We start from the raw sequence: 23,101 nt of genomic DNA, 5'->3' as shown, positions 1-23,101 counted from the left end.
CTATGGTACATTAACTTCTGTTTTAACCGTCGCACTGGAAGTTGTACGAGATTGGAGAGGAGCGCGGCCTCATGCGAAATTGGAAACAGCTTGGACAGGGACTGGATCCCGCCCGCAAAATGGGCTTGGTCAGTTGTCTCTGTGTCACGGCTTTGGGCTTGCCGGCAGGCATGTTGGGCAGCTTGACTTCGCGAGCACAAGCCTCAACGCGAACCGGATCCCTGAGCACCCGAGCAGCGGAGCTGTCACCTGCATCCAAATTGCCCTCCCCGGCCACCCCTTCCCAACCCCTCCCTGCTGCCGCAGCCCCAGTCAGAACGCTGCCGAGAATTCCCCAAACCTCTATCTCCGACCACAAAGGTCTTGCCCCTGCCAAACTGGGTACCCTGAACTTGGATCCTTCTTTGAACCGAACTCGCCAGGCGATCCTGCCCCGTCGAGCAGAAGAACCCATTCTCAAGATCGGCGAACAACAGCAGCACACCAGCCAGCCCATCTCCACCCTCTACGACTATCAGATGGACGGGCAACAGGTGGTTACTGTCTATGTGCGGGATCTGCCCATTGTCAGTTTTGTCGAGCACCCTGGGCTAGAACCACCGCTGATGCGGGCCAGCACCCTTGTGGCCCAGCTCAACCAAATGGCCCAGGGATCCCTGAAAGACACCACCATCACCTTAGGTTGGGCAGGTTTGGAATTGGCCGAACAAGGCTTGGGTGTTCCTCTCTACACCATTCAGGTCAACAACAAGGAATTGCTGCGCATCGACGATGGAGTGCTGTTGATCGACAACCAGCGCCCGGTGGATGTGGCTGTTTTGGCCGCCAACCGTCTCCGCCGTCTGCTGCTCGATGCCCCGCCCATTGCAGCTCCGGCCCTGCCCCAGCCGGCTGCTCTGACCGCCAAAGCCACCATGGCAGGCCCCAAGCCGAAAACAGCCCCTCAACAGGAACCCGCCCCTGTCCGCGTGGTTGGGCCTGTGCAAGAGGGCATTGCTTCTTGGTATGACCTGCACCCAACCCGCCATGAGATGACGGCTGCCCACCCCACCCTGCCCTTTGGCACCGAGGTACGGGTGACCAACCTGAAAAATGGCCGCCAGGCCGTGGTGCGCATCAACGATCGCGGCCCTTTTATCCCCGGTCGGATCATCGACCTTTCCCTGCGGGCGGCAGAGGTGTTGGGGATGGTGCGCTCGGGGCTGGCGCCTGTGCGGGTGGAAGTGGTGCAACGCTAGCTAGGGCACGGGTGAAAAGCGCTTGGAATCGGGGGAATAGCGCCAAGAAATGCCCTCGGGATCCCGGCTGCGGCTCCACTCCGGAAACCCGGTTTTGAATTTCCAATAGGTAATGGCGGAAACCACCACCCCCAAACGTTCCGCCAACTGAGTCTGGTTGAGGGGGCGCAGCGGTGCCCGTGGCGCCGTAACGGCGGTGGGGCTGGGTGTGGGGGCAGAGCCTGCCGACTCTTGGGGGGCCGTGGCTGCAGGGGTGGGCGCTTCCTCCTCCAACCGGTGACCAGGGCTGGGCTCCTGGGGACGCAGCAGGCTGAACTGGCTCAACAGGCCAACATTTTCCAGGTTTAAAAGATTTTCCAGGTTAGAGGTTTGGTGGATCAGCTCCAGCTCACGGCGAAACTCATCCTCCAGCACCTGCAGATAGTGCTCCCGCTTCTGCTCCGACTCGGCATCTTTGAGCAGCCCCAAGGCAAAGCTGAGGTTCGAGAGGGGCTCGCTCAGATCCTGCAAGAATTTCTTGAACAGAGTGCCCTTCACGTCCGTGAACTGCTGCAACTGCTGCAGTTTTTGCCGCAGCTCCTCGATTCTTTTCTCTTCCAGCTTGCGGTTCTCAAGGCTCTGGCGGTGGTTGTGCAGGGCAATTTCAATGGTGGTGTAGAGTTCCCGCTCTTTGAAAGGCTTGATGATGTAGCCGAAGGGCCGGGTCTCCTTGACGCGGGAGAGGGTGTCTTCGTCGGCGTAGGCCGTCAGATGCACCACCGGAATGTTGAAGCGCTCGGTGATCCGCTTGGCGGCTTCTATGCCATCGATATCGCCTTTTAGGACGATATCCATCAAGACCAAGTCCACCGGCATCTCTTCCAGCCTTCGGATCGCTTCTTCCCCGGAAGAAGCAATGGCGGGCACAGCGTAGCCAAATTTTTTCAGAACGTTGGCAATGTCCTTGGCGATGATCTTCTCGTCTTCGACGACCAGGATACTGCCTTTGACAAGGGGTGGAACTCTCTTCAAGGCTCGCTCCTCGGAAAGGTAATGATGAAGGTGGTACCCGGTTTGCTCCTCAATTGTATCTTGCCCTGTAGCTGATCGGTGAGGGTTGCAACCAGTTGTAAACCCAGAGATTGAGTTTCCTTGAAGTCAAAGTTCGGGGGCAAGCCAACGCCATTGTCGGAGACTCGCAACTGAGTATATTTGCGGGTTTGGCTGAAATGAATCTCTATCTCCCCGCTGCGGCCCTTCGGGAAGGCATACTTGAGGCTGTTGGTCACCAACTCGTTGATGATCAGGCCACACAAGACCGCATCGTCCAGGTTGAGGCGGATCCCTTCGGCGCGGATGTTGGCGCGAATGCTCTCGGGGTTTACCCCGTAAGAGTGAAAGAGGTTGGAGATCAAATTGTGTAGGTACTGCTTGAGATCCACAGCGGCCAGATTGTTGGATTGGTACAAACCTTCGTGGATCAAAGACATGGCTTGAATACGGCTGCCGGCATCCTTAAAAACGCGGGCGTACTTGCGGCTTTTGATTTGGTCAGCTTGGAGCCGCAGCAGGCTGGAGATGATTTGCAGGTTGTTTTTGACGCGGTGGTGAATCTCCCGCAGCAGGACTTCTTTTTCCTGAAGGGCAGCTTGGATCTGCAGCTTTGCCCGTTTTTCTTCGGTAATGTCTTCGCAAATGCCGATGATGAAGAGGTTTTTGCCCTCGGGATCCCGGACTGCAGAGACTGCCAGGCGGCACCAAACCACCTTTCCGCTGCGGTGGATGTAGCGTTTTTCCAGGTGGTAGCGATCCCGTTGGCCGTTCAAAACCTCCTGGAAGAGTTGCCAATCTTCCTGAATGTCCTCGGGATGGGTGAGGTCGCAGAAGCTCATGTGGGTCAGTTCGGCAGCGCTATAGCCCAAGATCTCTTCCAGAGCGGGGTTCACTTTTAGGTAATGGCCCCGATGATCGACGATGGAAATGCCCAGGGCTGACTGCTGGAAGATGCCCCGTAAACTCAGCTCACTTTGGCGAAGGGCTGCCTCGGCTTGCTTGCGCTCGGTAATGTCCAAAATCTGGCTTAGAAAGTAGCTGGGATCCCCTTGGGCCGTGCGCACCAGGGTGATGCGAAGAATGGCATAGACTATTTGGCCGTTCTTGTGGATGTAGCGTTGTTCCTGTTCGCACTGATGCACCTGGCCGGCCAGCAGGCGGTTGCTGTTTTCCAGAGTGGTGGCGATGTCGTCGGGATGGGTGATGTCGAGGACGGTTTTCCCTTTGAGATCCTCCAGGGTGTAGCCCAGGGTTTCGGTAAAAGCGGCGTTGATTTGCAAATAGGTGCCATCCACGTGGGTCATGGCCTTGGCAATGGGGGCCCATTCAAAGGATTGGCGGAAGCGTTCTTCACTTTCTTTGAGGGCAATTTCTGCCTCCACGCGGGCGCTGATGTCGATCACCTGGTTGAGAAACTGGGTGGGCTGTCCTTCCTCGTCGGTGAGCAGGGTGGCCTGAAACAGCACATGAACAACCTGGCCGGAACGGTGGGTGTAGCGAATCTGGCGCTGGCTGACAGAGACCTTCCCTGCCAGCAAAGCCTCATTGGCCCCCAGCAGTGGGTTGACATCTTCGGGGTGGAGAATGTCCAGTTGTTGCCGATGTTTCAATTCTTCGGGGGTGTAGCCGACAATCTGGGCAAAGGCATCGTTGACCTGGATAAATCGCCCCTGCAAGTCCACAAGGGCAATTCCATTGGGGGCCAGCTCAAAAATCTGCCGAAAATGGTTGGCGCTTTGTTGCCAGGCTTGCTCTACACGACGCCGTTCGGCTTCCAGTTGCTTGGACTCAGTGATGTCTTCGACGATCCCTGCCACCCGATAGATTTTGCCCTCTTTGTCGGCGATGGGAAAGGTGCGTTCTCGCAGCCAAATCAGGCGGCCATCAGTGTGATAAATGCGGAAGACAACATCGGTGGATTTGCCCTCCGATTGGGCTTTGAGGATGGTGGGGAACAACCAGCGGTCGTCGGGGTGGATCTGGCGGATCCAGGCTTGGGGGTTGGCGTAGGCCTCTTCGGCGGAGCGGCCCCAAATGGCTTCACAGGCTGGGCTGACGTAGATCAGCTCTTTGCTGTAGACCGTTGTAATCCAAAACAGTTGCTGCGTATTCTCTGCCAGTTGCAGAAAACGATGCTCGCTCTCTCGGCGGGCCTCTTCCAATTGTTGTTGTCGTTCTTTCAGTTGACGGGATGCTGTGATGTCGGTAACAAATCCTTCAAAATAGAGGGGATCCCCTTGGTCGTTGTAGATGGTACGGGCATTTAAAGAAATCCAAATTAGCCTGCCATCTTTGCAGCAAACTTGGTGTTCAAAATTCACAACTTGACCTTCTCTCAGCATGCGCTGGATGAATTCGGCTCGTTGCTCCGGATCGCTATAGATTTGGGTGCCAATATCGGAGACGTTGTGCATCAAATCCTCAGGGGATTCGTAGCCGAAAATATGGGCCAAGGCCGGGTTGGCAACCAGATATTTGCCCTCTAGGGTGGTTTGAAAAATGCCTTCGACGGCGTTCTCGAAGATCTGCTGGTAGCGGGCAGCAGTGCTGCGGCTGTCCTGCAGTTGGGATTGGAGCTGCTCGAGGGTTTGCCGATGCTCCTGGGCTTGGAGAAGAATGTGCTTCAGGCTGAGGGCAACGAGGTCAATCTGTTCCCGTTCAAAGGAACTCAGTTGGCGAGGATGGCAGTCGAGCAGGTGCAGATCGGCCAACCGGATCCCCTGCTCAGTTTGCAAGAGAAAGGACTCATGAAAAGGCCATTGCTCAGAGCCGACATCGGGGTTGAAAGGTTCTCCGGCTGGGATCCCTTGCGGATCCCGGTAGAGGATCCCTTTTGAAGACGAGTGGGGATCGGATCCCGGCTGGGCCAGTTCTAGATAGACCAAAGGTACTTTCAACAGTTGACCCAGTAATTGCAACAGCGGGTACAGCGCTGTACCCAGTTCGGTTTGAAGGGACTGCCCTTCCCTGGGAGCAGCCTGCGGGGGAGCAAAACCGGTCACAACGGATCTTGGCGAGCGAGAGATGGGAGGTGACATGGGAAAACCTGGCCAAGGAGCTGGCTCAACCCAGTCCATCACGGTGGATCAGGAGCACCTGTTGGGTTGGTCTGTACAGGGAAAAAGAGCAAGGGATCCCCAGCAGGCGCGCCCACCCTGCACCCACTATACTTTAGCGATACTCTGGAGAAACTTTAGTGAAACATGCTGCTGACGGAGCTATCTTCATGGATGCGCCAGATCGCTTCCCCCAGCACATTGGCTACCGAGAGAACGGTTAATTCGGGAAAGTGCTGCTCTGGAGGGATGGGGATGGTGTTGGTGACGATCACCTCTTCAAACAGGCCACCCCGCAGGCGTTGAATGGCCGGCTCAGAAAAAACAGGATGAATGGCGCAGGCATAAACCGCTTTGGCTCCCAGCTTGCGCAGCAATTTTGCCCCTTCCGAGATGGTGCCTGCGGTATCGATCATGTCATCCACAAGGATGGCAGTTTTCCCCCGCACATCCCCAATGAGATTCATGACTTCCACATCGTTGTGGGCTTGGCGGCGCTTGTCAATGATTGCCAGAGGGGCTTCCTTGAGTTTTTTGGCAAAGGCACGGGCACGAGCCACACCCCCCACATCGGGAGAGACGACCACAATGTCTTCGTCGAGCAAGCCCTTTTCCTTGAGGTAAGCCTGTAATACCGGCTGGGCGTAGACATGGTCGAGGGGAATGTCGAAGTAGCCTTGAATCTGAGCCGAGTGCAGATCCATAGCCAGCACGCGATGGGCCCCTGCCTGGGTGATCATGTTGGCCACCAGCTTGGCGGTGATCGCTTCTCGTCCTGCCGTTTTGCGGTCGGCACGAGCGTAGCCGTAGTAAGGCAAGACAGCGGTGATCTGCCGGGCAGAGGCGCGGCGACAGGCATCGATGATCACCAGCAGTTCCATCAGGTGGTCGTTGACGGGGCGGCAAGTGGGCTGCACCAAGTAGACATCAGCACCCCGGATCGACTCTTGGATTTGGATGTACAGCTCGCCATCGGCAAAGCGCTTGCGCAACATCGGGCCCAGATCCATGCCCAGGTAACGCGCCACCTCTTGAGCCAGAGCCGGGTTAGCGCTGCCTGAGAAGATTTTGAGGCGGTTGCTATCCGAGATGGGTGGCAGGGGGGAAGGGCGGAGAAGAGGGGCAGGGCGAACCACAGATCGATGCTGAACTCGTCCGCAGCCAACGCCTAACGGCGAGCTGTCGCTATCGTAGCACCAGCACTTGCAACCTCAGCAACTGTATTCTTGGGGATTTTCTGGGGAGGCAGGTTACTATGAGCAGAATGAAGGTCGAGCTGCTGCACATCCACAAGCGTTTTGGGGCGGTACAGGCGAACCGCGATGTGTCCTTACGGGTGGAGGCGGGCACGATCCACGGCCTGCTTGGGGAGAATGGGGCCGGCAAAAGTACCTTAGTTAAGATCCTGAGCGGCTTTCTGCGCTGCGATCAGGGGGAGATTTGGATCGATGGGCAACCGGTTCGCATCGACAGCCCTGCAGCAGCCATTCGCCTGGGCATTGGCATGTTGCACCAGGATCCCTTGGATTTTCCTTCTCTGACGGTGCTGGAAAACTTTATTGCCGGGCAGCGGGGGCGCTTGGGCTTGGGGCTGCGGGAAAGCCGAAGACGTCTCGAGAAAGCCTGTGAAGAGTTTGGTTTCAATCTCAACCCCGATGGAGCCATCGGCAGTTTGACGGTGGGGGAACGGCAACAACTGGAAATGCTGCGGTTGCTTTCCCTGGGGATCAACACCTTGATTTTGGATGAGCCGACGACGGGCATTTCTGCAGCGCAAAAAGATCTTCTGTTCGCAGCTCTGAGAAGGCTGGCGGAGCAGGGCAAATCGGTGATCTTCGTCTCCCACAAGCTGGCCGATGTGGAGTGCCTTTGCGATCGGGTGACGGTGATGCGGCAGGGGGAGGTGGTGGGGGAGCTGCCTGTTAGGGGTGAAGACATTGCCCTGTTGGAACAGCAGTTGATCGATTGGATGTTCGGGCGGGAGTTGACACCCCCAGCTCGGCCCCATTCTCCGCAAAGGAGAGCGGATCCCCTGTTGGAGTTGCGCTCCCTGGTGGTGCGGCATGAGCCGTTTGCCTTGGCTTTGCCAGATCTGGCGGTGCAGCCGGGGGAAGTGATTGGGTTGGCCGGTTTGGAAGGCAGTGGGCAACGCTCTTTCCTGCTCACCTGTGCAGGGTTGTTGCCGCCCAGGCGTGGCCGGATTCTGTTGGGGGGGCAGGAGATGACAGGCCGTCCTTACGGCGACTATCTGCGCTGTGGGGTGGGGTTTTCTCCGGCGGATCGGCTGCGGGAAGGGCTGATCCCCGGCCTAACGTTGCAGGAGCATTTTGCCCTCCAGCAGCAGGATCCCTGGATCAACTGGGCTCTGGCCCGTCAACAGGCCCAAGCGGCCATTGAACACTTCAGCATTCGCGGTCACCCCTACAGCCGGGTGGAGCAACTCTCGGGGGGCAACCAGCAGCGCAGCCAGTTGGCTCTCTTGCCCACACCCCTGAGTCTTTTGCTGATGGAGCACCCAACGCGAGGGTTGGACATTGAGTCGGCGCTGTGGGTCTGGGGGCAATTGCTGGAACGCACCCAAGCGGGTACGGCTATTCTTTTTGCCTCGGCGGATTTGGACGAGATCCTGCAGTACAGCGACCGGGTGATGGTGTTCAGCGGCGGACAGGTCTCGGAGCCCATTCCGGCGGCGGAGCTCACCGTTTCGCGGCTGGGGCAGATGATGACACTCCCCGTCACCAACAGCAGCGAGATTCCAGGGATCCCGACTGAGGTTTAGAGGGCTAATCGAAGCCCTCTAGCGGTCGCGTCAGCGGTGCGTAGCTCTTTCGCTTTGCCGCAGCAGGAGAAGGATTTGAGAACGGCATGGCAACCGGCTAGAGCAAGGCTTAGAGTAGCAGTAGCCCCAAGCCTTTTGCTCAAGGAATCTGGCCATGGGATCCCAGGATCGCCTCTTGCCTCCAGGAGCAGAGGAGCCGCAATCTGACCGCTCGCCCTCCTCGGAGCAAGTCCTTTTGGAGCTCACCGTTCGGGGATCCCGGCAGCAAGTCTTGCAGGGTTTGCGGGCCTGGCTGGAGCTGAGCTTGCTGACTCCAGAGCACTTTCGCTTGCTGGTGGAGCAGTATCGGCTAGAGGGGGAGGAACCAAGGTCAGCGGCAGTTTCCCCCAGCGACGAGATCCCGGCTCGTCTTGGCTCGGCCTACGTGCTCTGGATTTTGGGTTTGTTTGGCATCTGTGGCCTGCACCGTTTTTATCTGGGCCGCTGGCGGACGGGTTTGCTCTGGCTGTTGACCTTTGGGCTGCTGGGGATCGGTCAGCTCCTGGATTTGATTTGGATCCCGGGGATGGTGCGAGAAAGAAATGCTCGCCTGGCCGGATCTGGGGTTGAGGAACCTGCGGTCGAGGGGGGAGAAGAGCCCCAAGCTGCCCCTCAATCCACTCGCGCTACTCGGACGGAGTCCTTGCCCCCCCCTACCCCGGCGCTGGCTGTTTTGCTGCGGAACTTGCTGTCCGAGCTGAGCGTGGCTTGGCTGTTGCTGCTGGGCCTGTTTTTGGTGGTGGTGTCCTCGGGGGTGCTGGCGGCCAGCCACTGGGAGCAATTTTCTCCAACTGCTCAGTATGGGGTGCTCTTGGCCTATACGGCGGCTTTTGGGGTAGGTGCTGGATGGATCCAACGGCAGGAAGGGCTGCGTCTAACCGGTCAAACCTTGGAGGCTATTGCCCTGCTGCTGGTGCCGGTGAACGTGTGGGCCCTGGATGGGCTGGGGATCCTTTGGGGGATCCGCATCCTGGCGCTGGGCTTGCTGCTGGGGATCCCGTTGACGGCTGAGGGTCGGGTGCGCTCGCTGGGTTCAGGTGCCGGCTTTCGCGACAGCGGTGTGGAGCCCAATGCCTTTTACGGAACCTTGGTGAACTTTTTGGCCCTCTCTGGCTTGCACGCTTTCTGGAGCTTGGGGCCGCAGGAGCTTCGCCCTGCTTTTGTCCTGGGGATCCTGTATCTGGGGATCCTCAGCACCGTGATTTACACCTGGAGCCGCCGGTCTCGGGAATTACGGGGCTCCAAGATCTGGCTAATCGGGGCTGCCGGATCCCTGTTAATCCTACGGGGGCTGCTGTCTGGGCATGTCCAAGTGCCGCAGTTGGGGTTGGCGGTGGCCCTGTTGGGTTGGCTGGCAGCGGAATGGCCCCAGGGATCCCCGGACGTCGTAGCAGAAGGCGCTCAGGAGGGGACGCTCTCCCGCTGGTGGGAGGGGAGCTGGGTGCTGTTGGTGGTGGGCTGGCTGCTGGCTGCCATTGGCTTGGCGGAGAGCCCTTTCAGCGGCTGGCAGTTGCTGGGGATTAGCCTGCTGGGGATCCATGTCTTAATCGGGCGCTTGCGCCGACACACCCAGTCGCCCCAGCGGGACGAAGTCCTTAGGGTGCATTTGACGTTGCTGTTCTTGCTGGGCCTGGAAACTTGCTGGGCTTTTTGGCAGGTGTGGCCAGCAAGCTGGCGGCAAGAGGTTGTAGCTACAGTAACCAACTGGTTTCAGCCCCTTGATTCCCCTTGGGGCTTGCTGGGGTTGGCGCTGCTGCCCTACGAGGTGCTGTGGCTGGGGTTGGCGGCCCGCTGGCAGAGGAGCACTCCAGAAGCCGGCGAGACAGACTTTTCTGGGCTGGTGGAACCAACAGAGCGCTTGGTTTTGGGGCTAGGGGGATCCCTGCTGCTCTTGAGCCTTCCCTATCCGGCCATTCGCTTTTGGCACTTGCTTTTGAGCGCCGGGATCCTGGCCTGGTGGCTACAACAAAAGTCCAGATCAGGAGAAACTCCCAACTTTCTTTGGGTACTCCTGACCCACGCCTACGGAGTGGGGGCACTGCTAGCCGGGATCCGCTGGCTTTTGCCCGACTTGTTCGCGCCAGCGGTGCGGAGCACTAGCCTGTCCAGTTGGGGAGTGGTTCTGCTGCTGGTGGGCCTATTGCAATGGGCAGGGCGGGTGGCTCTGGGTGGGTCAGAGCGCTTTTTTTGGGGAGTGCCTGCGGAGCTGTGGCAGCGAAGTGCAGATGGCATAGGGCTGGTGCTGGTGGGATCCAGCTACTTGGCGTTTTTGCTGCAACGGCTCCCCGAGTTGTCTGCGACGGGTGAACAATCCTTTGGCTGGCTGTGGCTGCTGGTGCCTCTTGCTTTAACGGCAGCTCAGGTATTGGCCCTGCCCCCCCTGGAGTTCATGCCCCGCTGGCTGCAGAGCCCAGAGCAAGGGGGATTGGGATCCCTTTCCTGGCAGCAGGGGATCCCAGTGCGGGGATCCCTGCGTCTTTGGGCCGTGCTCTCGCTGGTGATGGCGCAGTTGCTCACCTTGGGCAGGCCGGGCCCGGATCTGCTCGGGCTAGGGCTGGGGTTGCTGCTGCTAGCTACCCAGGTGTGGCTATGGGCTTGTCCCTTGCCAAGTTCCCCTACTCCTGGAGCAGAGGGGGAAGCCCTGCTGGCGGTGGCCTTCGGCTCAGGGTTCGGCCTGGTGGGGATCAGCCGGCTCTTGCCGACACTTACGGAAGCGGAATGGCTGCTGGTCTTGGCAGCGCTGCTGTTGCTCTTGAGCGGCTGTCGCTACGGCATCCGGCACCTCTCTTCTCGCCTGCAAGCCGCTTACCGGCCAGCCCTGGATGGCTGGGGTATACCCTTGGGGTTGGTGCTCTTGCTCTCCCTAACGTTGCCCACCGCGGCGGCCCTCTTCACCCCTTCCTCGCCCCCTGCTTTCTCGGCAGCCATACCGCTGGCCTCTGGGGTTACCTGGCTGGCCATTGGTCTCCGACTTTGGGTAGAGGTTGCTCCGGTCTTCTCTGCTCCCATTGCCGAGACGGGATCCTCTCCGACCCTCCCCCCTAGCGCTAGCGGGACGGAGTCCTCTCCGACAGGGGATGCCCCTGAAATTGCCCAAGCCCTTTCATCTGGCCAGATCAAGGGTCAGATGGATGGGTTGTTGTACGGGCTGGGCTGGGCTTTGGAGCTACTGGCGGCAAGCGGCGTGTTGTGGGCTGTGCAGGGATCCCGTCCTGTTGCCCCTCTGCTTGCCGTCATCAATCTAAGCCTGGGGATCCTCTTTTGGATTGGGCCGGAAAAACTCTTGCTTGAGGGGGCCGCTCGCGCTGGCGGGACAAAGTCTTTGGGGGGGCAGCTCCTGCAACAGGTCAGGGCCCTGAGCTTCTGGCGGACGGGGCCTTTGATCTATGCAGGGTTGGGCTGGCTGGGATCCCATGCCCAGTGGAGTGAGGTAACGGGCTTGGGCAGCTTAGGTCTCTCCATCGTGTTGCTGGGCCTGGGGCGTCGACAGGCGGTCCAACGGGCGCAAGAGCAAGGCCGGGAAGACCTCCGTCCTGCCAACTGGAAAGGGCTCCTGGGCGCTTGGGGCGTGTCTGTGGCCGCCTACGAGAGCTGGGTTTACTTCCTCAGCCAGCGAACTGGGGGATCCCTGGCAAATGGGTTGGTGTTGATCGCTCTGTTAGGGCTGAGCTTGGCCTGGGGCTACGGCTTTTGTCCCCCTTGGCTGGCGGCGACCCTGCAGCTTAAAAGAGCTGGGTTGCGCTGGATGGCCTTGGCCAACTGGGCTCTGGCCAGCCTTGTCCTCTGGTCTGCCCTTTTCGATCCTCGCCTCAGCCGTTGGGGACAGCTCCTCTGGGTGCTGACGGGATCCGGCCTGGTGGCCTATGCCGCCGGACAGGCGAGAACCTCAACTCTAGAATCTCCAACAGAGCAAAATTGGGTGCCAACGGTCTGGGGTTACCTCAGTGCATGGCAAGGAGCTGGGGTTCTGCTGGGCGGTGTGTTCCTGGGGCTGCCGCAGCTATCCATAGCGCGATGGGCCGGATCCCTGCTCTGTGGGCTGGGGCTGGTTTACCATGGCTTGCCCTGGCGAGGGTGGGGCTGGCCGGCGGCTCCTTGGCAGAATACAGCCCTGGTGCTGCCCCTGGCCGCTTTTCTGGTAACCGCGGGAGGAAATAACACCCTTAATCTGCTGCTGGGGGCAACCTACTATGCCCTGCTGGCTATCTGGAGATCCCAAGTGCGCCTGGGCTATGTCAGCCTGTTCTTGAGCAACTGGATCCTGTGGAGTTACGGCTGGCATCAGGATTGGGCTTCCCTGACGTTCTATGCCCTGCCCCTGGTGGGATCCCTGCTCTATGTGGCCCAGGTGGATCCGGGATTACAGGAAACCAACGGACGGCGGGGGCGGCATTGGCTGCGGCTGGTTTCCTTGGGCACATGGCTGCTGGTGGTGCTGGTGGAAACTCACGGGCAACGGTGGACGGGCTTTTGGCCGGTAGGGTTGGGTTTGGCCTTGGGTCTGCTGGGCTTGGCCTTGCGGGTAAGAGCCTATCTCTTCGTGGGCACGCTGGCCTTTGGGCTGGGGATCCTGCGGCAGGGATGGCTGTTGGTAACAACTGATGCGCTGCTGCTCTGGGCCACTGGGATCCTGCTGGGCCTGCTTCTGATTTGGACGGCAGCCAATCTTGAAGGGCGTCGAGAAGAGGTGGGATCCCGCCTCTCCGCTTGGCTAGGGCAACTGCAGAGCTGGGAATAGCTCCCCCCGTGGGAGAGGGGTCGAGAGTGAGCCAGTGGGGCAAGGGGCATGTCAAACTGGTGCTGGCCTTGCTTTGGAGGATGGGGTCTATTGCTGGGCAACGTTGACCCAAAGGTGTCTTCTCAGCCTAGGTGGAAAAAGCTTCTGCGGCAGATCTTGGCTCCTTGGCGCGAGTTCGATGGCATGTTGCTGGCCACGGTGCTGGCCTTGACAGGCATCGGCATTCTTGCCATCCGCAGCGCAGTCTGGGAGCGTCCCATCAGCCACTATTGGCTGCAGCAGTTGATCATGGCCGGGATCAGCCTGGTGTTTTTGGGAATGGTAGCCCGGATCCCGTATGAGCGGCTTTTGCGCTGGCACTGGTTCACCTACTTCCTGACCTTGGCAGGTTTAATTGCAGTGCTCTTTTTCGGCACGGCGGGGGGAGGGGCGGAGCGCTGGCTCTCCATCGCTGGCTTTCAGGTGCAGCCTTCTGAGTTTGCCAAGCTGGGGGTAATTGTTACCCTGGCTGCTCTCCTGCACCACTGGCCGATCAAGTACTTCAGCCAGATTTGGGTGGCCGTTGCCGTCATTGCTCCTCCCTGGATCTTGATTTTCCTGCAGCCCAACCTGGGCACTGCCCTGGTGTTTGTGGTGATTGTCCTGGTCATGCTCTACTGGGCCGGAGCCAAGGGCAGTTGGATCCTCTTGCTCCTGTCGCCGGGGGTGGGAGCCATTCTCTATGGCTTACACACTCGCCCAGAGCAGAGCTGGATGCTTTGGGTTTGGCTGCTCTGGTGTCTGGGAATGGCGGGGTTGGCTGCTTGGCGTCTCCCCTGGCAGTGGACGGGGGCCGTAACTTTTGGGGTAATCAACCTGCTCTCGGGGCAGTTGGGTCAGCTAGCTTGGCACCTTCTCAAGCCCTATCAGCGGCGGCGGCTGGAGATTTTTATCGATCCCATGCAAGAGCCCTGGGGAGCCGGCTATCACCTCATTCAATCCCGCATTGCCATCGGAGCCGGCGGCCTCTGGGGCCGCGGTATCCAGCAGGGCACCCAAACCCAGCTGGACTTCATCCCCGAACAGCACACGGATTTTATTTTCTCGGCCATTGGGGAAGAGATGGGTTTTATCGGCGCCCTGACGGTGCTGATCCTGTTTTGGATCCTGTGTGCGCGGCTGATCTGGATTGCCCAAGGGGCCAAGGACAATTTTGGATCCCTGATTGCCATTGGGGTGCTGGCGATGATCCTCTTTCAGGCGGTGGTGAACATCAGCATGACCATCGGCCTGGCCCCGATTACCGGCTTGCCTTTGCCTTTTCTAAGTTATGGCCGCTCGGCTCTACTGACCAATTTTCTGGCCATTGGCTTGGTGGAATCGGTGGTGATGCACCGCCAGCGTACTAGTCTTTTCAAGTAGGCAGGCTCAATTTGCCTCCAGCGGGTTTGGCCTCAACAAGGGGAAGCTGCTGCCAGCGTTGGGCAACACTGGCCAAGGATCTTAAGATAGGAACACGGAGCCCCGGCTGGTCGAGCTGGCATGTTGCGTTTGGATCCTGCCCTCTACTTTGACCACAGCGCCACCACTCCGCCTCGGCCTGAGGTGATCGAGGCCATGCAGATGGCGATGCAGGAAAGCTGGGGCAACCCCTCCAGCTTGCACGGGTGGGGAGAACGGGCCGCCATGGCCATGGAGCGGGCGCGGCAGCAGGTGGCCGAGCTGCTTAACTGTGAGCCGGAGGCGCTGCTGTTTACCTCAGGCGGGACGGAGTCCAACAACCTGGCCCTGTTTGGGGTGGCCCAGCGCTACTCTACTCCCCAACATCTCATCATCTCCAGCGTCGAGCACGCCTCGGTGGAGAATGCTGCCCGCCAGTTGCAGTCCCAAGGCTGGCAGGTCACCCGTCTGCTGGTGAACGCCGCCGGCCAGGTGGATCCCCAGACTTTGATCCAGGCGCTGCAACCCAATACCGTTTTGGTCTCCATCGTCCACGGCCAAAATGAGGTGGGATCCCTGCAGCCCATTGCAGAGCTGGGTCAGATCTGTCGCCAGGCGGGGGTGCTCTTCCACACCGACGCTGTGCAGACGGTGGGGCGGATCCCGTTGGATCTGACACAACTGCCGGTGGATCTGCTCTCCCTTTCCGGGCACAAGCTCTACGGGCCGCAGGGGGTGGGGGCGCTGTACGTGCGCCCAGGGGTGGAGCTGCGACCGCTGCTGCGGGGGGGTGGGCAAGAACGGCGGCTGCGGGCTGGCACCCAAGGGATCCCGGGCATTGTCGGCTTGGGAGTGGCGGCAGCTTTGGCGGCCCAAGAGCTATCTCAAGAAACGGCCCGCCTACGGCAATTGCAACGGCATTTGGCCCAGTTGCTGGCGGAGGTGCCCGGTTTGCGGCTGACCGGCCCTGTGGATTTGGAGCAGCGTCTGCCCCACCACCTCAGCTACTGCACCGCAGGGATCCCGGGGAATGTGCTGGTCAGGGCCCTAAGCCGCCAGGGGATCGCCATTAGCGCCGGCTCCGCCTGTAGCAGCGGCCAACTGATCCCCAGCCGCATCCTCTTGGCCATGGGCCACTCAGAAGCCGAGGCGCTGGGATCCATTCGCCTTAGCCTTGGCAAAGCCACCACCTACGCTGCGGTTGAGTATGTGGCCCGATGTCTACAAACGGAGCTTGCCTCCATCTCCAAATCCGTAGCCTTGGGGAATGCGGCAACTCAATCCCCGTTGTCGATCCCCGTCACGTAGCCGGATCGAAGGTCGGGCAGGCTGGGTTAAGGTGATAAAGAGTTACAGGGCTGGTCGCTATGGCTGAGATGAGTCCGTATCAGGTGTTGGGAATTAGCGAAGAAGCCTCTTTTGAAGAGATTCAATCGGCGCGGGCTCGGCTCCTGGCCAGCTTGGGCGCCGATGAACAGCAGCAAGAGCGGGTGGAGCAAGCCTACGATGCCATCCTGATGCAGCGCCTGCGCCTGCGCAAAGAGGGCAAAATCGCCGTTCCCGATCGCATTCGCTACGCCGAACAACGGGCTGCCCATCCTGAGCCGGAGCTGAGTTTGCCTCGCCCTGCTGCCCAAAATCCCCCCTGGGTCAGCCGCTGGTTGGATACCCCCTCTACCGCCGATGCCCTCTGGCCTGCGGCGCTGCTGGGTGGGCTGGGGGGTTGGGTTATCCTGGCTCCCGATGAGTACCCCTCGCTGCAACTGGCCTTGGGGCTGATGGCTTGTATCTATTTCCTGTACCGCAAAGAGCGCCGCTTCATTCGCGCTTTTCTCTTGGCCCTGGCGGGCCTGAGCCTGGGGCTGATGTTGGCCTACGGCATTGCCCTTCCTCTCACCGGTGGCGATGCTCCTGGTGCGCTGTTGGTGGGGATCACGTTTACGGTGATGTGGTTGGTGACCAGCTTTCTGCGCTAGCTGCCGGTTGGCAACGGATATCCAACCAGGGATCATCCTCACCTGCCAAACCGCCGCTGCCGCGACTGATAGCTAAGCAAGGCTTGGTGAAAAGCGGCTCGGTCGAAATCCGGCCAGAGGATGGGGGTGAAATACTGCTCGGTGTAGGCCATCTGCCAGAGCAGGAAGTTGCTGATGCGCATCTCGCCGCTGGTACGGATCAGCAGATCAGGATCCGATAAGCCGGTGGTGTAGAGAAATTGGGAAAAGAGGGCCTCGTCAATCTGATCCGGCTGCAGCAGCCCCTGCTGCACCAAGGTGGCAATGGAGCGGCAGGCTTGTAGGATCTCCTGTCGTCCCCCGTAGTTGAGGGCCACCGTCAGGCAAATGCCCTTGTTGTGCTGGGTGCAGGCCACCGCATGCACGATGGTTTCCTGCAGAGAGTGGGGCAGAGCCGACAACTGGCCGGCAAACTGGATGCGCACCCCCTGCTGCACCATTTCCCCCAATTCCTGCCACAGCACCTGCTCGAACAAAGTCATGAGAAAATCCACCTCCTCGCGGGCCCGGCCCCAGTTCTCGGTGGAGAAGGCATAGGCGGTAAGGGCTGGGATCCCCCAGTCATCACAACAGCGCAGCAGCTCCTTCAGGGCCGCTACCCCTCGCTGATGCCCAACACTGCGGGGTAAGCCCCGTTTTTGCGCCCAACGCCCGTTGCCATCCATCACCACCGCCACATGGCGGGGCAACAACTGCGGATCTAGGTCGGCAGGCAACTGCAGAAGATGGGCAGGAGAAAGGGTCATGGAGATTCAGTCTTTCGGGAGGGTTTTCTCAGGTTTGCGAAAGAGTTTAGTTAGATCGGAGAGGGATCCCCACCAGCGCAGCGGCCCATTGCGAAACCAGGGGTGGGCCCACAATCCCTTTAGCGGAGCATCTCGTTTTTTGGCATCGCGGGGATTGCGCAACCGCTGTACCAGCAGTTCGTGTAACTTGGCACTGGTCAGAGGCCGCTCGATGCGCCCACCCTCCGCCAGGGAAATGGATCCCGTTTCTTCTGAGACCACAATACACAAGCAATTGGTCTGCTCTGTGATCCCCATCGCAGCGCGGTGCCGTGTGCCCAGCTGTCGAGAGGCGGCCCGCTCCGAAACCGGCAGGATGACCCCCGCTGCGCGAATGCGATTCCGATGGATGACCACAGCCCCATCATGCAACAAAGTTGAAGTCTGGAAAATGGTCTGCAAGATCTCCCGCGACACCCGCGCCTGGAGAGGTACTCCTTTGTCGGTAAATACCCGCGAGTCAATTGGCTGCTCTGGCTCGATGACAATCAGCGCTCCTGTGCGGTTTTGGGAAAGTTCTCGCACTGCTTGCACCAGTTCTTCCACCAAATCTTCCTCAGGATCCTCCTCGTCATCGCCTGCGTTGCTCGGCCACTCCATGCGGATGGCTCTTGCCAATTGCTCCAGCAGCCGGCGAAACTCCGGTTGAAAGAGCACGCCCATGGCTACAGCTGCGCCCAGGAGCAGGCGATCCAAGATCAGGTGAACCAAGGGGAGAGAGGCTGTGGCCAGGTACAGCACCAGCAGCACTATAAATCCCCTCACCAGCACCCCAGCACGACTTTCGCGGGTGTAGTAGAGAGCCAAAGCCAACAGAAAGACAGCCAGAGCCCAGTCCAAGAGGCTGAGAAAGTTAAACTGCTGTAGCCAAGCCCATAAGGCCGCCAGCATGGCGAAAAACCCCGTTCACGCTCCCCTCATTGCGGACCTTCTGCCTGGTGCCGTTCTGCACCTCAGAACCCCTGTTGGACTGCGGCCCCCAGACCAGCCTACCACTCACCTCCTGGCTGTCTTCCAGTCTTTCTCGCATGAGGTGCGTTGGCTGCGGTCGGCGCTGCCAGGAAAGGCTGTGCCTCTACTGACCAGATGGGTATGGGCAAACTTCCCCTTCAACGCAGCAACCGCTCCGGCAGAACATCCTGACGGATTAAGTCGGCATAAGTTTCTCGCCGCACAATCAACTGGGCCTCTCCCTCGTTGACCAGCACCGCGGCTGGCCGAGGGAAGCGATTGTAATTGGAAGCCATGCTGTAGTTGTAGGCCCCCGTCGCCAAAACCACCAACACTTCTCCTGCCATTGGGGCGGGCAGAAGCACATCCTTCAACAGCACATCCCCCGACTCGCAGTGCTTGCCGGCCACCGTTACCCGCTGCGTGGCCTCTGCCTCTGGTCGGTTGGCCAGAAGGGCGGTATAGCGGGCTTGATAGGTGATCGGGCGGGGGTTGTCGGACATACCACCGTCGATGGTGATGTAGGTGCGTCCCTGGGGCAGGTCATCGCTGGGAGGGATCCGCTTTTGCCCCCCCAGGGTGTAGGCGGTCACGGCAGCCGGCCCAATCACAGATCGTCCAGGCTCGCAGAGCACCTTGGGCAAAGGGATCCCGGACTGGGCAAAGGCTTGTTGCACCGCCGTTGCCACAGTTTCCACCCACTCCGGGATGGAGGGGGGATCATCGGATTCGATATAGCGGATCCCCAGGCCCCCACCCACATTCAGCTCTTGTAGGGGCAACCCTCTGCCCAGCCCTTGCCGCCAGATCTGGGCCAGCACCCCCGCCAGGTCGCGGTGGCCCTGTAGATCAAAAATCTGTGACCCAATGTGGGCATGGAGCCCGACGCACTGCAACTGAGGATGGGCGGCCAAAAAATCCAGCACTTCCGGCAATTGCCATCGCCCGATGCCGAATTTGCTGTCGGTTTGCCCGGTACGAATGTACTCGTGGGTGTGGACGTCGATACCGGGGTTAACCCGCAGGAGCAGCCGCGCTGGCCGTGCGGGCGTGGTCAGGGCCGACACCTGCTGCAGTTCGTACAGGCTATCGACCACCAAAGTACAGCCCGTCTCCAGGGCCAAGTTCAGCTCGTCGAGAGACTTGGCGTTGCCGTGCAGATAGAGATCTTCACCTTTGGCCCCCGCCTGCAGGGCCGTGTACAGCTCCCCGCCGGAAGCCACATCCAACCCCAGCCCTTCTTGCAGCGCCAGAGCACAAATGGCCAGGCAGTTCCAGGCTTTCGTGGCGTACAAAACCCGGGATCCCCCGGCGTAGCAGCGGGCCCAGGTGTCACGGTAAAGCTGGCAGGCGCGGCGCAGCGTCCATTCGTCCAGGATGTAGAGAGGGGATCCAAACTGGCGCACCAGCTCCACCACGTCGCACCCCCCAATTTCCAAGTGCCCCCGGCTGTTGATACGGCTGGTCAAGGGGCGCAAAGACTGGTTGGGGGAAAGGGTCTGCTCTGGATGGGTGGGAGTGCCGAGGGTCGAAATCATGGTCAGGAGTCAGAAAACTGTCTTAAACGATATCAAGTTCCTTATTCAGTTTGTCTTGAAAAGTGCCCAGCCCTAACCCGATCCCTTTATACCCAGCTCTGGGGCTGCCTCGTTCCGCTTCGACTCTGACTCCTCGGTTTTGAGATGGCTGACAATTGGCACAGTGGGAGTGTGTCTGACTTACGCAACACCTTCTGCTATGATGAAAGACCGGTGTCAACGGGTCGATGCCCGAGGGGTTAAAGGGGGCGGACTGTAAATCCGCTGGCTTACGCCTACGTTGGTTCGAATCCAACTCGGCCCACCATCGGCTTTGCCCACGTGGCTCAGTGGTAGAGCACCCCCTTGGTAAGGGGGAGGTCACGAGTTCGATCCTCGTCGTGGGCTTGGCGCTCTGAAGATGATCCCAGCCGCTGGCGCCAGAAGAGCTATGGCTCGAACAACTGGGGAGATGACAAGAATCCTCCCCCTCGAGGGCGGGGAGTATGTCAAAATGCGGCAAGAACCCTCGAGTGGTCGCGATGATCCCACCGGATGGATCCCCCCTTGCTTCTGTTCCTGCCTGGCATAGCCTCACCCTCGCCGCTGCCATCCAGAAGTTGCAGACCGATCCCGATCGCGGCCTCACCACTCAGCAGGTGATCCAGAGGCAGCGGCAATATGGCCCCAATGAGCTGATCACCACTTCTGGCCGTAGCTCCTGGCAAGTCCTGCTGGATCAATTCCGCAACATCATGCTGCTGATGCTGATCGCCGTAGCGGCGATCTCAGCCACTTTGGACTTGCAAGAAGGCGAGTTTCCCAAAGATGCCCTGGCCATTTTGTTGATCGTTGGCCTTAACGGTGGCCTGGGCTATTTGCAAGAAAGTCGGGCGGAAAAAGCGCTGGCGGCCCTGAAAAAACTGGCCTCCCCTACCGTGCGGGTGGAGCGGGATGGCCTGTGGCAAGAAGTTCCAGCCAGCCAACTGGTGCCGGGGGATCGCGTGCTGCTGGAAGCCGGGGTACAGATCCCAGCCGATGGGCGCTTGGCCGAGGCCGTGAACCTGCAGGTGCGGGAAGCAGCTTTGACCGGAGAAGCCACCCCTGTAACCAAACAGGCAGATTGCGTACTCCCGCCGGACATCGAGCTGGGGGAACGGCGCAACATGGCCTTCATGGGCACCGAAGTGATTCAGGGGCGAGGGATCCTCTTGGTTACTGCCACCGGCATGAACACGGAGCTGGGCAAGGTGGCGAAGCTGCTACAAACGGTGGAAAACGAGCCCACTCCCCTGCAGCGGCGCATGAGCCAACTGGGCAATGTGCTGGTGTCGGGATCCCTGGCTTTGGTGGCCTTGGTGGTGGGGATAGGGTTGCTGCAAGCCGGGAGTATGGCCCCTTTCACCTCGCTTCTGGAAACCTCCTTGAGCATGGCCGTGGCCGTGGTACCAGAGGGGCTGCCTGCGGTGATCACTGTCACCCTGGCCATTGGCACCCAACGCATGGTGCGCCGCCATGCCCTGATCCGCCGCCTGCCAGCAGTGGAAACCCTGGGATCCGTGACCACCATCTGCTCCGACAAAACCGGCACCCTCACGGAAAACAAAATGGTGGTAACCGACATCATTACCCCCGACCGCCATTACCACGTCAGCGGCACCGGTTACATTCCCAAGGGATCCTTCTACTGCGGCGGCCAGCCCATAGATCCCGGGAGCGCCCCGGATCTGCAGGCCATCTTGCGGGCCGTGGTGTTCTGCAACGATGCCCTGTTGCAGGCCAGCCTCCAACCCGTTGCCGGTCGCAACCCACGGTCTGCAGTTTCTTCCCCCCCTTCAACGCCCACCTGGTCCATCCTGGGGGATCCCACCGAGGCCGCCCTGCTGGTGGCAGCCGCCAAGGCCAACCTCCACAAAGGCTCTTTACAGGAGCGCTACCCACGGGTGCAGGAGCTCCCCTTCAGCTCGGAACGAAAACGCATGAGCGTGGTGATCCAAGAAAACGGCGGCTACTGCGTCTACACCAAGGGATCCCCAGAGCTGGTGCTGGAGCGGTGTGATCGCATCCAGAAAGGGGGAACTTGGCAGGAGCTGTCGGAAACCGATCGCCAAGCCATCCTCGGCACCAACAACCGCCTGGCCGCCCAAGGTATCCGGGTTCTGGGGGTAGCCACCCAGAGGCTAGAGCGGATCCCGGACAACGGGGAAGAGGTGGAGCACAACCTGGTTTGGCTGGGCCTGATGGGGATGCACGATGCTCCGCGACCAGAGGCACGAGAGGCCGTGGCCCGCTGCCGAGAAGCCGGGATCCGCACCCTGATGATTACCGGCGATCATCAGCTCACGGCTGTGGCCATTGCCCGGGAGTTGGGCATTCTCGAGTCGGAGGATCAGGCGATTGACGGGCGTACCCTCTCCCGCTTGAGTTTCGAGGAGCTGCTGCAAACGGTACAAACCGTCAGGGTCTATGCCCGCGTGGCACCCGAACACAAGCTGCGCATTGTCCAGGCCTTGCAAAAGCAAAACGAGTTCGTGGCCATGACCGGGGATGGGGTCAACGACGCCCCTGCCCTGCGCCAAGCGGATATTGGCATCGCCATGGGCATCACGGGCACCGATGTGAGCAAAGAGGCCAGCGATATGGTGCTGCTGGACGACAACTTCGCCACCATCGTGGCAGCCATTGAAGAAGGGCGAGTGGTCTACAGCAACATCCGCCGCTTTGTGAAGTACATTTTGGGCAGCAACATCGGTGAGGTGCTGACAGTGGCTGCTGCCCCCATCCTGGGCTTGGGGGATGTGCCGCTGACACCCCTACAGATCTTGTGGATGAACTTGGTGACCGATGGCCTGCCCGCTCTGGCCTTGGCTTTGGAACCGGCGGAGCCAGGGGTGATGCAGCGCCCCCCCTTCAACCCCAAAGAGAGCATCTTCGCCCAGGGGCTGGGAGCCTACATGGTGCGCATCGGCGTGGTTTTTGCCATCTCCACAATCCTCATGATGGCCATTGTGGAAGCCTACATCCCCCACTGGCGCACAATGGTCTTCACCACCCTGTGTATCGCCCAGATGGGCCATGCGCTGGCCGTGCGCTCCAACGAGAAGCTCACCATCGAGACCAACCCTTTTTCCAACCCCTACCTGCTGGGCGCGGTCCTGACCACTCTGCTCTTGCAATTGGCTCTGCTCTATGTGCCTTTCTTGCGCAGCTTCTTTGGCACAGAGGAGCTAACCCGCACTGAACTTTTGATCTGCTTGGGCTTTAGCACCGTGGTTATGGTCTGGGTGGAGTTGGAAAAACTCTACTGCCGCTGGCGCAAGGGATCCCGCTGAATCTTCACAATTATTTTTCACAATAAAGCATCTTCACAATAAAGAGTCTCTCTCCCTACTGCACCCAGAAACAAAGCTTTGAGCCAAGACTCATTTCCCCAAAAAGCCACTCTTGAGGAATCCTGCCCATTGCATAGAGGCCATTTCCGCAAGTTAGCTGAGCTTCCCCTTTTGACCTCCAAGATAAGCTGGAAAGACTT

At 59.7% G+C, this 23,101-nt stretch carries 13 protein-coding genes and 2 tRNA genes; 9 read left to right on the top strand and 6 right to left on the bottom strand.

All coding sequences use genetic code 11. The features are described from left to right. Positions 1–71: 71 nt before the first annotated feature. On the top strand, positions 72–1,238 hold the full coding sequence (locus ACVWY9_RS01230) for a septal ring lytic transglycosylase RlpA family protein (protein ID WP_457387267.1): 1,167 nt from the start codon (positions 72–74) through the stop codon (positions 1,236–1,238). Here the strand turns inward: ACVWY9_RS01230 and ACVWY9_RS01225 are convergent, their stop codons facing one another. The 3 genes from ACVWY9_RS01225 to ACVWY9_RS01215 form a co-directional block, all read right to left on the bottom strand. Next, positions 1,239–2,249, bottom strand: a complete 1,011-nt coding sequence (locus ACVWY9_RS01225) for a response regulator (protein WP_414398931.1) — start codon at positions 2,247–2,249, stop codon at positions 1,239–1,241. It lies immediately after the preceding gene. Next, positions 2,246–5,308, bottom strand: coding sequence for a PAS domain S-box protein (locus tag ACVWY9_RS01220; protein ID WP_457387266.1), 3,063 nt, complete (start codon positions 5,306–5,308; stop codon positions 2,246–2,248). The genes ACVWY9_RS01225 and ACVWY9_RS01220 overlap by 4 nt, the downstream gene beginning before the upstream one ends. A gap of 155 nt (positions 5,309–5,463) precedes the next feature. Then, complete coding sequence (locus ACVWY9_RS01215; protein ID WP_011433256.1) at positions 5,464–6,462, bottom strand: ribose-phosphate pyrophosphokinase; 999 nt, start codon at positions 6,460–6,462, stop codon at positions 5,464–5,466. Positions 6,463–6,581: 119 nt separating this feature from the next. On the opposite strand from ACVWY9_RS01215, the gene ACVWY9_RS01210 reads away from it, so the two are divergent. The 5 genes from ACVWY9_RS01210 to ACVWY9_RS01190 all read left to right on the top strand — a co-directional run bounded on the left by ACVWY9_RS01210 (position 6,582) and on the right by ACVWY9_RS01190 (position 16,277). After that, positions 6,582–8,105: an ABC transporter ATP-binding protein gene (locus ACVWY9_RS01210; RefSeq protein WP_457387265.1), complete on the top strand. Its 1,524-nt coding sequence runs from the start codon at positions 6,582–6,584 to the stop codon at positions 8,103–8,105. A gap of 154 nt (positions 8,106–8,259) precedes the next feature. Continuing rightward, the gene (locus tag ACVWY9_RS01205) at positions 8,260–12,882 is read left to right on the top strand and encodes an NINE protein (protein WP_457387264.1); all 4,623 of its coding nucleotides are present in this window, start codon (positions 8,260–8,262) and stop codon (positions 12,880–12,882) included. A 90-nt stretch (positions 12,883–12,972) separates the two neighbouring features. Then, the gene (gene rodA / locus ACVWY9_RS01200) at positions 12,973–14,283 is read left to right on the top strand and encodes a rod shape-determining protein RodA (protein WP_457387263.1); all 1,311 of its coding nucleotides are present in this window, start codon (positions 12,973–12,975) and stop codon (positions 14,281–14,283) included. Between the two features lie 120 nt (positions 14,284–14,403). Then, positions 14,404–15,609 carry a cysteine desulfurase family protein gene (locus ACVWY9_RS01195; protein WP_457387262.1) on the top strand — a complete coding sequence of 402 codons (1,206 nt, stop codon included), beginning with the start codon at positions 14,404–14,406 and terminating at the stop codon, positions 15,607–15,609. 68 nt (positions 15,610–15,677) lie between these two features. Further along, positions 15,678–16,277: a CPP1-like family protein gene (locus ACVWY9_RS01190; RefSeq protein ID WP_011433251.1), complete on the top strand. Its 600-nt coding sequence runs from the start codon at positions 15,678–15,680 to the stop codon at positions 16,275–16,277. A 38-nt stretch (positions 16,278–16,315) separates the two neighbouring features. On the opposite strand, the gene ACVWY9_RS01185 is transcribed toward ACVWY9_RS01190, so the two are convergent. From ACVWY9_RS01185 to lysA, 3 genes are all read right to left on the bottom strand, one after another. Beyond that, positions 16,316–17,062 (bottom strand): isoprenyl transferase, encoded by a 747-nt coding sequence (locus tag ACVWY9_RS01185; RefSeq protein WP_011433250.1) that lies wholly within the window; start codon positions 17,060–17,062, stop codon positions 16,316–16,318. 6 nt (positions 17,063–17,068) lie between these two features. Beyond that, positions 17,069–17,992, bottom strand: a complete 924-nt coding sequence (gene cdaA / locus ACVWY9_RS01180) for a diadenylate cyclase CdaA (protein ID WP_457387261.1) — start codon at positions 17,990–17,992, stop codon at positions 17,069–17,071. Between the two features lie 218 nt (positions 17,993–18,210). Beyond that, entirely contained in the window at positions 18,211–19,590 is a 1,380-nt protein-coding gene (gene lysA, locus ACVWY9_RS01175) for a diaminopimelate decarboxylase (protein WP_457387260.1), read from the bottom strand. Positions 19,591–19,811: 221 nt separating this feature from the next. Here lysA and ACVWY9_RS01170 point away from each other — a divergent pair. From ACVWY9_RS01170 to ACVWY9_RS01160, 3 genes are all read left to right on the top strand, one after another. Beyond that, positions 19,812–19,897 (top strand) — tRNA-Tyr (locus tag ACVWY9_RS01170). Positions 19,898–19,905: 8 nt separating this feature from the next. Next, a tRNA-Thr gene (locus tag ACVWY9_RS01165) sits at positions 19,906–19,977 on the top strand. Between the two features lie 134 nt (positions 19,978–20,111). Further along, positions 20,112–22,901: a cation-translocating P-type ATPase gene (locus ACVWY9_RS01160; RefSeq protein ID WP_457387259.1), complete on the top strand. Its 2,790-nt coding sequence runs from the start codon at positions 20,112–20,114 to the stop codon at positions 22,899–22,901. The last annotated feature ends 200 nt before the right edge of the window (positions 22,902–23,101 follow it).

This window comes from Thermostichus sp. OS-CIW-31 (assembly GCF_054060305.1).
This window is presented reverse-complemented; position numbering and strand designations above follow the sequence as displayed.

Coding starts and splice junctions, on each gene's coding strand:
- ACVWY9_RS01190 (WP_011433251.1), top strand. CDS start 15,678: ATGAGTCCGTATCAGGTGTTGGGAATTAGCGAAGAAGCCTCTTTTGAA.
- ACVWY9_RS01195 (WP_457387262.1), top strand. CDS start 14,404: ATGTTGCGTTTGGATCCTGCCCTCTACTTTGACCACAGCGCCACCACT.
- cdaA (WP_457387261.1), bottom strand. CDS start 17,992: ATGCTGGCGGCCTTATGGGCTTGGCTACAGCAGTTTAACTTTCTCAGC.
- ACVWY9_RS01185 (WP_011433250.1), bottom strand. CDS start 17,062: ATGACCCTTTCTCCTGCCCATCTTCTGCAGTTGCCTGCCGACCTAGAT.
- lysA (WP_457387260.1), bottom strand. CDS start 19,590: ATGATTTCGACCCTCGGCACTCCCACCCATCCAGAGCAGACCCTTTCC.
- ACVWY9_RS01210 (WP_457387265.1), top strand. CDS start 6,582: ATGAGCAGAATGAAGGTCGAGCTGCTGCACATCCACAAGCGTTTTGGG.
- ACVWY9_RS01205 (WP_457387264.1), top strand. CDS start 8,260: ATGGGATCCCAGGATCGCCTCTTGCCTCCAGGAGCAGAGGAGCCGCAA.
- ACVWY9_RS01160 (WP_457387259.1), top strand. CDS start 20,112: ATGATCCCACCGGATGGATCCCCCCTTGCTTCTGTTCCTGCCTGGCAT.
- ACVWY9_RS01220 (WP_457387266.1), bottom strand. CDS start 5,308: ATGTCACCTCCCATCTCTCGCTCGCCAAGATCCGTTGTGACCGGTTTT.
- ACVWY9_RS01230 (WP_457387267.1), top strand. CDS start 72: ATGCGAAATTGGAAACAGCTTGGACAGGGACTGGATCCCGCCCGCAAA.